Raw genomic sequence first — 6,071 nt, 5'->3', positions numbered from 1 at the left:
TTCAAATCCAGCCCCCGCTACCACTTTTTATACTGATGTTTTGTACACTAAATTTGTCAGTACCGATTAACCCACCATAATGTTTGTGGGTTTTTTTGTATCTGAAGGTCAGTGTTATCGCGGTATCTATCCTACTTATGTTAAGCTCTAGGTCTATAGAGTACGATATTACTCGTCACTGGTCATCATCGGCCGCCACTGGCACGATGCTCCTTAAGCAACACTATCTTTTATTCCTCACGCTTTTATCGATAGTAGTGCTTTATAACTAATAAAAGCATTGTTTGGCTGAGCTTGATGTTTTTTAGGCTCGCCCCTATATAAACGCACAATACCTGTTATATGTTTGTGGTTTACCATTATATAATGACCGTAACTCTTACTATATATAAGTACGAAAAGAGCAAAGCTTTGATACGGTTTACTGAGTACGATAGATAAGCGAATAGGAAAATACAAAGAGATTATGAAGCTTTCGACTAAAGTTGCAGAACTGACTAATATTATTGCCCCTGCTGTGGCCGCTTGCGATGTGTCGCTATGGGGTATAGAATTTGCGCCACAAGGCCGTCGCTCTTTATTGCGTATTTATATTGAGGCATTGCCAGAAGACCAAGCCCAAGATAAGCACGTTACTATCGAAGACTGTGCCGCAGTGAACCATCAAGTAAGCGGTATCCTCGAAGTTCATGATCCTATCGCTGGTGAATATATTTTAGAAGTGTCTTCACCTGGTTTTGACCGTGCATTTTTCTCAGATGAGCAAATGCATGCCTATGTGGGTCAAACAGTAAGCTTACGTTTGATTCAAGCTATCGGCACAGGTGATCAAAAACGTCGTAAAGCAACAGGTACATTAGATAGTATCGATGATAAAGTTTTAAAACTGACGTCAAGCGATGGTGAGCAGTTTGAGATTGCATTAAGTAATATTGATAAAGCCAACTTAGTTTACGAAGATGCCTAACGACATATTATTAGGCAGCTGCTCATAGATCAGCAGTGTCATCTTCAAATAGCTTATGTGGCTTATAGTAACTATATAATAGCAACACCCAAATTATAAAATTTAAGTCAATTAAAAAATGATAGGACAGGTATAGCATGAGTCGTGAAATCTTAACGGTAGTAGAAACTGTCAGTAATGAAAAGGGCTTAAATCCTGAAGACATCTTTGAAGCCATAGAAGACGCTTTGGTGGTATCGACCAAGAAAAAAGTATATACCGAGCAGCCAGAAGTGGCTGTGCGAGTAGCTATTGACCGTGCAACTGGCGATTATGACACTTATCGTTATTGGACCGTGGTTGCAGATGAAGACCATGAAATGCCTGCTTGTCAGCTTGCTATCACAGATCTTGATCAAAAAGAATGGTCAATTGGTGATATCAAAGAAGAGCAAATCGAATCGATTGAATTTGGTCGTATTGCAGCCACTCAAGCAAAGCAGGTCATCATCCAAAAAATCCGTGAAGCTGAGCGTGCACTTGTGGCAGACGCTTTTGAGCCGCGTGTTGGTGAAATGATGTATGGCGAAGTCAAGAAACAGACACGTGATGGCTATATCATCGACTTAGGCGACAATGCTGAAGGCTACTTGTCACGCGATCAAATGTTGCCACGTGAGCAGCTACGTCCAAAATCACGTATCAACGCCATCTTATATCATGTAAACCGTGAAAACCGCGGTGCACAGCTATTGTTATCTCGCACGCATCCTGAAATGCTATCAGCATTGATGCAAAAAGAAGTACCTGAGATTGCAGAACAAATTATCGAAATCCGTAACGTCGCTCGCCTGCCTGGTACTCGTGCTAAAATAGCCGTGAAGACCAACGATCATCGTATCGATCCTGTTGGGGCTTGTATTGGTATGCGTGGCACACGTATCCAAGCAGTACAGCAAGAGCTAGATGGTGAGCGTATCGATGTCGTAGTATGGTCAGATGATCCAGCTCAGTTCATCATCAGCTCTTTAGAACCAGCTGATGTCAGCAGCATCATCTTAGATGAAGACACTCAAACAGCAGATATTATCTTTAGCACCAACGATCAACTGGCACGCGCGATTGGCTCACAAGGCCAAAACGTACGCTTGGCCTCTGAGTTGACTGGCTATAAGCTGAATATGATGCTCGAAGAAGAGTACAAACAGCGTCAAGAAAACGAATCAAAAGCATTTATTGAATTATTTTATGATCGCCTAGAAGTTGATCAAGATCTAGCGCAGGCGCTGGTTGATATTGGTTTTACCAGTATCGAAGAAGTGGCCTATGTGCCAGTCGATACCTTCTATGACATTGAAGGGTTAGACGATGAAGCAATCGACATGATTCAAGAACGTGCTAAAGACGTCGTCATTGCTGATGAGCTGGTCAAACAACAGAACATGAAAGAGCCAAGTCAAGAGCTTCAAGAGCTTGAAGGTATGACAGTCAGCTGGGCCTATAAAATGGCACAAAAAGATATTATTACCGTGGATGATTTAGCAGAACAAGCCGTCTTCGATCTAGAAGATATCGAAGGATTAGACTCCGAAACTGCAGGAAAACTCATCATGAAAGCTCGGGAATCTTGGTTCGATGAATAAGCGGTAACTGCATATCGCTGTCTTTTGGTGATATGCTATTGAGAATAAAGTGCTGGTGTCTACATACTGTAAATACTGGCCTTAACCCAATCATTTGTAGCCAACAACTGAATTGAACATATAGCAAATAATAGACAGTAGGTGATAATAAATGGCAGATAAGACCGTCAAAGAACTGGCAGAAATGGTAGGCAAAACTACAAGTGCTGTAAAGCAGCAATTAGTAGATGCTGGCCTGCCTGCTCGCGCAGAGGATGACCTAGTCACCGAGTTTGAGCAAGAGAAGTTGGTGACGTATTTAAAACAAAGTCATGGTCAAAACGAAAAGCGTCGTATTAGTCTCAAATCTAAGACAACGAGTACCGCTCGTGTGACTGGCTCTTCGGGTAAATCTAAGAGCGTTAATGTTGAAGTACGCAAAAAGAAAGTATTTGAGAAGCCGGATCCAAAGAAAATAGCTGAAGAATTAGCCGCGCGAGAGCAGGCTCTCATTGAATCTCAAGAGCGTGCTGCTAAAGAAGCAGAAGAACGTGCTGCGACCAAGAAAAAAGCAGAAGAGCGCCAAGCAGCAACTTTAGCTGCAATGCGTGCAAGCTTAGGCTCTAGCAAAAAATCAGACGACAAAAACGATGATATTTCCACCTCAGTTGTCGTTAAAAAAGGCGGTAAAGCGAGCAAAGCCACCGTTGAAGTCAAGCCTAAAGAGCAGCCGAAGAAAAAGGTTACTGCTACTAAACCTAAAGTTGAGACAGCTGCTGAGCGTAAAGCTCGCGAAACTCGTGAGAAAGAAGAAGCGCGTCTACGTGAAATCGAATTAGAAACTCGCCGTACTCAAGCAGAAGAAGCGCAAAAGCGTACGCTTGAGCAAATGCGTAAAATGGCTGGTAAATATACCGATCGTGAGCCTGTTGCCGAAGTGCGTAAAGATGAACCATTGGCTGAAGGCCTGGTCGGTGATGCATTAGAAGAGTCATTTGAAAAAGAACGTCGCGAAATCAAACGCGGTGCAAACAGCACGGGTGCTCGTGGTCGTCGTCGTAAGAATCAAGATGAGCGTGAAATCAAAAACCGTAAAAACGGTTTGCGTTCAACACAAGCATCACAACATAAGTTTGAAAAACCTGTCGAAAAAATCGTCTATGATGTTGAGATTAGTGAGCACATCACTGTTGCAGATCTTGCACAGCGTATGGCAGTCAAGGCTCGTGAAGTCATTAAATTATTGATGAAAATGGGTGAAATCGCTCGCGAATCAGATACCATCGATCAAGCGACAGCAAGTCTGATCGTTGAAGAGATGGGTCACAACCCTGTCCTTGTCAGTGATACCAAGGTCGAAGACGATCTACAAGATGCCGTTGATGAGCGCAGCAGTAACGTGCAAACCCGTCCACCTGTCGTCACTATCATGGGTCACGTTGACCATGGTAAGACCTCATTGCTTGATAAGATTCGCGAGACCAAAGTAGCGACTGGCGAAGCAGGTGGTATTACTCAGCATATCGGTGCTTATCACGTAGAAACCGATCGTGGTGTTATCACTTTCCTTGATACTCCAGGTCACGCGGCGTTTAGCGCAATGCGCTCACGCGGTGCTCAGGCAACTGATATTGTTGTACTTGTCGTCGCAGCTGATGATGGCATGATGCCACAAACGGCAGAAGCGATTGATCATGCACGTGCTGCTGGTACGCCAATCATTGTTGCTATTAATAAAATGGATAAGCCAAGTGCTGATCCTGACCGTGTTCTCAATGAATTGACTACCAAAGAAGTCGTCACAGAAGAATGGGGTGGCGACACACCAATGGCACGTATTTCAGCCAAGACAGGCGAAGGTATCGACGACTTACTAGAGTTTATTAGCTTGCAAGCTGAGTTAATGGAGTTAGAGGCGCCACTAGACGGTGCTGCACAAGGTGTGGTTATTGAATCAAGACTCGAAAAAGGTCGTGGCCCTGTGGTTAGTGTTCTAGTTAAGAAAGGCACGTTGAAACAAGGCGACTTGGTTCTAGCTGGTGAGCACTATGGTAAAGTACGTGCACTAACTGACGAGAATGGTCAACGTGTTAAATCAGCTGGCCCTTCTATTCCTGTAGAGATTTTAGGTCTGCCTGAAACACCTGCGGCTGGTAGTGAATTCTTAGTAGTAACGGACGAGAAAAAAGCGCGCGAAGTTGCGGCCTTTAGAACTAACCGTGAGCGTGAGCGCCAACTTGAGCGTCAAAATGCCATGCGTTTAGAAAGCATGTTCGATCAGATGGGTCAAGGCGATGTGTCATTCTTGAACATTGTATTGAAGACAGACGTACGTGGTTCACTTGAAGCACTACTAGCTGCCCTAAATGAATTGTCTACTGATGAAGTAAAAGTCAGAGTTATCAGTTCAGGTGTTGGTCCTATCTCTGAGTCTGACGTAACACTTGCAGAATCTAGCGAAGCGGTATTGTTAGGCTTTAACGTCCGTGCAGATGCCACCGCACGCCGTAAAGCAGATACAGCTAACATGGATATTCGTTACTATAGTGTCATCTATGGTTTGATTGATGATGTGAAATCTGCAATGAGTGGTATGCTTGCTCCTGAACATCGTGAGAAAATCTTGGGTGTTGCAGAAGTTCGTGAAGTATTCCGCTCTAGTAAGTTTGGTGCGGCTGCTGGTTGTATGGTGGTTGAAGGTACAATCTATCGCAACAAACCTATCCGCGTATTGCGTGATGACCAAGTCATCTTTACTGGTCAATTGCAATCATTACGTCGTTATAAAGAAGACGTCAATGAAGTACGTACTGGTATGGAATGTGGTCTGGCCGTTCGTGGCTATGATGTCGAAGCTGGCGATAAGATCGAAGTCTTTGAAATTCAAGAGTTCGCCCGTACTATCTAAAGCCGCTGTTCGATAACAGAGTATGTAGCAATGCAATATGCCAAATGTGCTGAGCATGCTAGATACTCTGTCGATATTCAGCTGTACTTAGGCCTATCAGGTACACCCTGCTAGGCCTTTTTTAGCAAATATCATTACTACATTTTTTAGCAAACAGTTCTATATATTAATAACAATAGACCCATTAAAGTAAGGTAACAACATGAACCAACGTTTACAACGCTTATCCGATCAGATCCAGCGTGAGCTTGCTGTTCTTATTCGTGATGAAGTCAATGATCCTCGTCTGACAGGTTTTGTCACAATCTCCAGTGTCAAAGTGAGCCCAGATTTAGGCTATGCAGATATCTATGTCACTATCATGGAGCCTGAGCTCAATGATGCCATGACTAAGACCAATCACGTAGAAAGCGTCAAAGTACTGAATAAAGCAGCAGGGTTTTTGCGTACTGAGCTGAGCCATAGCCTAAAAACACGTACTACGCCGCGCCTACGCTTTCACTATGATGAAGTGACTGCTCGTGGTAACTACATGATGGACTTGATTAATAAAGCCGTCAACAAAACTGAGCAAAACGAGAATGACGAGTAAGTT

General features: G+C 43.6%; 4 protein-coding genes. All 4 read left to right on the top strand.

Annotated features, from left to right (window positions below; genetic code table 11):
• Positions 1–466 precede the first annotated feature (466 nt).
• The 4 genes from rimP (at position 467) to B3V51_RS04350 (ending at position 6,068) form a co-directional block, all read left to right on the top strand.
• On the top strand, positions 467–967 hold the full coding sequence (rimP, locus tag B3V51_RS04365) for a ribosome maturation factor RimP (RefSeq protein WP_093069703.1): 501 nt from the start codon (positions 467–469) through the stop codon (positions 965–967).
• Positions 968–1,104: 137 nt separating this feature from the next.
• Positions 1,105–2,589, top strand: a complete 1,485-nt coding sequence (gene nusA, locus B3V51_RS04360) for a transcription termination factor NusA (protein ID WP_186475309.1) — start codon at positions 1,105–1,107, stop codon at positions 2,587–2,589.
• Positions 2,590–2,740: 151 nt separating this feature from the next.
• Positions 2,741–5,476, top strand: a complete 2,736-nt coding sequence (gene infB / locus B3V51_RS04355) for a translation initiation factor IF-2 (RefSeq protein ID WP_093069708.1) — start codon at positions 2,741–2,743, stop codon at positions 5,474–5,476.
• Positions 5,477–5,678: 202 nt separating this feature from the next.
• Complete coding sequence (locus B3V51_RS04350) at positions 5,679–6,068, top strand: ribosome-binding factor A (protein WP_093069711.1); 390 nt, start codon at positions 5,679–5,681, stop codon at positions 6,066–6,068.
• Positions 6,069–6,071 lie beyond the last annotated feature (3 nt).

The sequence above is a fragment of the Psychrobacter sp. UBA2514 genome, assembly GCF_002341255.1.
GTDB classification, from domain to species: Bacteria; Pseudomonadota; Gammaproteobacteria; order Pseudomonadales; family Moraxellaceae; genus Psychrobacter; species Psychrobacter pacificensis.
The sequence above is the reverse complement of the archived record's forward strand: the minus strand, read 5'-3'. Positions and strand labels throughout refer to the sequence as shown.